The following is a 4,202-nucleotide window of genomic DNA, read 5'->3' as shown; positions in this document are numbered from 1 at the left end:
GGCGAAACCCGCGGGCTGATCGTCCGCCGATACAACAAGGAGGGAATACTTCATGGATTCGCTGATCATCTGGGTGGTCCTGCTCGTCATCGCGATCGTGATCGTGTCGAAGACGGTGAAGATCGTGCCGCAGCAGCATGCGTGGGTGCTCGAGTGCTTCGGGCGCTATCACGCGACGCTGTCGCCCGGTCTCAATATCGTGCTGCCGTTCGTCGATCGCATCGCCTATCGGCACGTGCTGAAGGAAATCCCGCTCGACGTGCCGAGCCAGGTCTGTATCACGCGCGACAACACGCAGCTGCAGGTCGACGGCGTGCTGTACTTCCAGGTGACCGACCCGATGAAGGCGTCGTACGGGTCGAGCAACTTCGTGCTCGCGATCACGCAGCTCGCGCAAACGACGTTGCGCTCGGTGGTCGGCAAGCTCGAACTCGACAAGACGTTCGAGGAGCGCGACTTCATCAACCACAACATCGTGTCGGCACTCGATCAGGCCGCGGCGAACTGGGGCGTGAAGGTTCTGCGCTACGAGATCAAGGACCTGACGCCGCCGAAGGAAATCCTGCACGCGATGCAGGCGCAGATCACCGCGGAGCGCGAAAAGCGTGCGCTGATTGCCGCTTCCGAAGGGCGCAAGCAGGAGCAGATCAATCTCGCGTCGGGTGCGCGCGAAGCAGCGATCCAGAAATCCGAAGGCGAGCGGCAGGCCGAAGCGTTCGCGCGGCGCCATGCCGATGCCCGGCGCCTGGATGCGCCCGGGCAATTGCTGCCTGTTGCGCTCGGCGCAACACCCGAGGCCCAGCATGACGGCTTTTTCTATGCCTTGTTTGCCAAGCTGCCGTGAATCGCCAAGAATAGCCAAATGACTGGATCGGGTTGCGAATGTAGATGATCTCTCGCTTATGTTGTGCGCTATTGCTGGTATTCCTGCTGCTGCCGCTGGGCAGCGGCGGGCAGGCCCTGGCCAGCGAACCGCGCGTGACCCGCATCGAGCCCGTCATCCGCGATGGCAAGCTCGAGATCGACGCCGAAGTCGACTTCGCGCTGAACGACCAATTGCGCGACGCGGCCGAGCGCGGGTTGCCGCTGTATTTCACGGCCGACCTGATCATCAGCCGTTCGCGCTGGTGGTGGTTCGACGACACCGTGGTGGATACTTCCCTGACCTGGCGGGTGGCCTACAACGCCCTGACGCGGCAATGGCGCGCGGGGGCGGGCGAACTCAGCCTGCCCGTGTCGTCGCTGGACGAAGCCATGAACATGGTGCGCCACATCCGCAACTGGCGGCTGGTGGACGTGTCGGAACTCGACTATGGTGTGTCATACAGCGGCCAGATGCGCCTGCGGCTCGATACGTCCCAACTGGCCCGGCCTTTCCAGGTGAACGCCCTGAACAGCAGCTCGTGGTCGCTGGCGACGCCGTGGTCTGAATTCTCGTTCTCGCTGGCCGAGCCCCGGGACCCCTCATGAAAATGTTGCTGCGCGTAGCCCTGATCGTCGGGGCGATCAGCGGGCTGGCATTGCTGGGCCTGCTGGCCTGGTCCACCGGCAATGCCTCGCGCTTTGCCCGCTACTACGACACCCTGCTCGTCCTGAACGGCATTTTCGCGTTCGCGCTGTTCGTGTGGGTGCTGGCCCTGACCACCCGGCTGGCGCGCCAGATCCGGCGGCGGCAGTTCGGCGCCCGCATGACGGCCCGCTTCGCGCTGGCCTTTGCCCTGATCGGGGTGGTGCCCGGCGCGCTGATCTACACCGTGTCGGTGCAGTTCATGTCCCGCTCGATCGAATCGTGGTTCAACGTGCGGGTCGACAGCGCGCTGGAATCGGGCCTGAACCTGGGCCGCGCGGCGCTCGATTCGCTGCTGGCCGACATGGATGCCAAGGCGCGCGCCATGGCGTCCGTGCTGAACAACACGTCCGATAGCGATATTCCCCTGACCCTGACGCGCCTGCGCGAATCCAGCGGGGTGCAGGACGTCATGGTGTTCACGGGCAGCGGCCGGCTGGTGGCGTTTTCCACCGACCAGTACGGCCAGTTGCTGCCCGAGATGCCGCCGGCCACCGTGCTTAACCAGTTGCGCCTGGGCCGCGGCTATTCGGCCGCCGAGGCCGACGACCCCAGCGTCACGGCAAGCAAAGACGGCCTGGTGCTGCGCGTGGTGGTTCCGCTGGGCGCGCCGGTGCGCTTCGACACCCTGATGTCCGCGCCGTCCGAACCGCGCTGGCTGCAACTGCTGCAGCCCGTGCCGGACCAGATCGCCTCCAATGCCAACAGCGTCCAGCAGGGTTTCCGCGACTACCAGGAACTGGCCCTGTCGCGCCTGGGGCTGCGCAAGCTGTACGGCATCACCCTGACGCTGTCGCTGCTGCTGGCCGTGTTTGCCGCCATTGCCGTGGCGCTGTCCTTGTCCAAGCGCCTGGTGCGGCCGCTGCTGCGGCTGGCCGGAGGCACGCAGGCCGTGGGCGTGGGCGACTACCGGCCGCTGCCCGAACCGCCCGAACGCGATGAAATCGGGCAACTGACCCGTTCGTTCAACGCCATGACGCGGCAGCTGGACGAGGCGCGCCACATGGTGGAAAGCAACCGCCGCCAGCTCGAGCGTTCGAACGTGTACCTGGAAAGCGTGCTGTCGAACCTGTCGTCGGGGGTGCTGGTGTTCGACGAAGGGTTCCGCGTCACCACGGTGAACCAGGGCGCGCAGTCCATTTTGCAGGCCGACCTGCGTTCGGTCATCGGGCGCCCGCTGGAAACCGTGGACGGCATGATGGAGTTCATCCAGATCGTGCGCCAGGCGTTCTCGCAGCACGCCGCGGTGGGCTCGGAACGCCTGCACTGGCAGCAGCAGTTCGAAATCACGCTGGCGCCCGCGGCGGAATCGGACGAAGCCCCCCAGCCCCTGACCCTGCTGGCGCGCGGCACGCACCTGCGAGTAGACGGGCGGGGCAACGGATATCTGGTCGTTTTTGACGATATTACCGAGGTTATCTCGGCCAACCGCACCGTGGCCTGGGGCGAGGTGGCGCGCCGCCTCGCCCACGAAATCAAGAACCCGCTGACCCCGATCCAGCTGTCGGCCGAGCGCCTGGCCATGAAACTGGCCGACCGCCTGGAGCCGGCCGACCGCCAGATGCTGCAGCGGTCTACCAATACCATCGTCAACCAGGTGGGGTCGCTGAAGCAGATGGTGGACGATTTCCGCGAATATGCCCGCACGCCGCCCGCGGTGATGCAGGCCATTGATTTCAATGCGCTGGTGGCCGACGTGCTGGCCTTGTATGGCTGGGAACCCGGCGAAAAGGCCCCGGCGCGGCTGGCGGGCCTGAGCGCCAGCCTGAATCTCGATGTGGAGCTTGGCCCCGATCTGCCGATGATAGAGGGCGATCCCACCCAGTTGCGGCAGGTTATTCACAATCTGCTGTCGAATGCGCGCGATGCCATCGCCGAACAGGGCGAGCAGGGACGCGTGCGGGTGGCCACGCAGTTGATGGCGCCCGAAGGCGAAGGCCAGGCGCCGGCCGTGCGTTTCACCGTGGCGGACACCGGCCCCGGGTTCTCGCAAAAGGTCATGCAACGCGCTTTCGAGCCCTATGTGACCACAAAGGCCCACGGTACTGGGTTAGGATTGGCAATTGTGCGCAAGATCATCGAAGAGCACGGTGGCAGAATCGACCTTGCCAACCGCAAAGAAGGCGGGGCGCGGGTATCGATCTTGCTGACTCGATTGGTGTCCAGGGCCGTTACTATGGACGCGACCGCGCAAGAAAAGGATAATGCGGCTACGCAATAGGTGGATGGTTTATGGCCAGAATTCTGGTGGTTGACGACGAAGTCGGCATTCGCGAACTTTTGTCGGAGATTCTTTACGACGAAGGTCACACGGTCGAACTGGCCGAAAACGCGGCGCAAGCGCGTGCCGCACGGCTGCGCATGCGCCCCGATCTGGTCCTGCTCGACATCTGGATGCCCGACACCGATGGGGTCAGCCTGCTGAAGGAATGGGGCTCGCAGGGCCTGCTGGACATGCCGGTCATCATGATGAGCGGCCACGCCACCATCGACACGGCGGTCGAAGCTACGCGCATCGGCGCGATGGATTTCCTCGAAAAACCCATCACCCTGCAGCGCCTGCTGAAAACCATCGCGGCCGGGCTGGCTCGCGGCCGGGCGCCGCAGGCCGTGCCCGCGGCCTCTCCGCTGGCTG

3 protein-coding genes and 1 pseudogene are annotated in these 4,202 nt (G+C 65.1%); all 4 read left to right on the top strand.

Going from position 1 to position 4,202, the window contains the following annotated elements:
* Positions 1 to 52: 52 nt before the first annotated feature.
* Positions 53 to 709 (top strand): annotated as a pseudogene (locus tag LPZ50_RS22610) (SPFH domain-containing protein); the annotation flags it as partial.
* 179 nt (positions 710 to 888) lie between these two features.
* On the top strand, positions 889 to 1,470 hold the full coding sequence (locus LPZ50_RS22605) for a DUF4390 domain-containing protein (protein WP_230665073.1): 582 nt from the start codon (positions 889 to 891) through the stop codon (positions 1,468 to 1,470).
* Positions 1,467 to 3,788, top strand: coding sequence for a sensor histidine kinase (locus LPZ50_RS22600; protein WP_230665072.1), 2,322 nt, complete (start codon positions 1,467 to 1,469; stop codon positions 3,786 to 3,788). Before LPZ50_RS22605 ends, LPZ50_RS22600 begins: the two co-directional genes overlap by 4 nt.
* Positions 3,789 to 3,799: 11 nt before the next feature.
* On the top strand, positions 3,800 to 4,202 hold a 403-nt coding region (locus LPZ50_RS22595; protein ID WP_230665071.1), incomplete at its 3' end, for a response regulator.

Origin of the sequence: Bordetella petrii (assembly GCF_020991325.1) — a bacterium.
In the GTDB taxonomy this organism is placed as follows: domain Bacteria; phylum Pseudomonadota; class Gammaproteobacteria; order Burkholderiales; family Burkholderiaceae_B; genus Bordetella_A; species Bordetella_A petrii_E.
The sequence above is the reverse complement of the archived record's forward strand: the minus strand, read 5'-3'. Positions and strand labels throughout refer to the sequence as shown.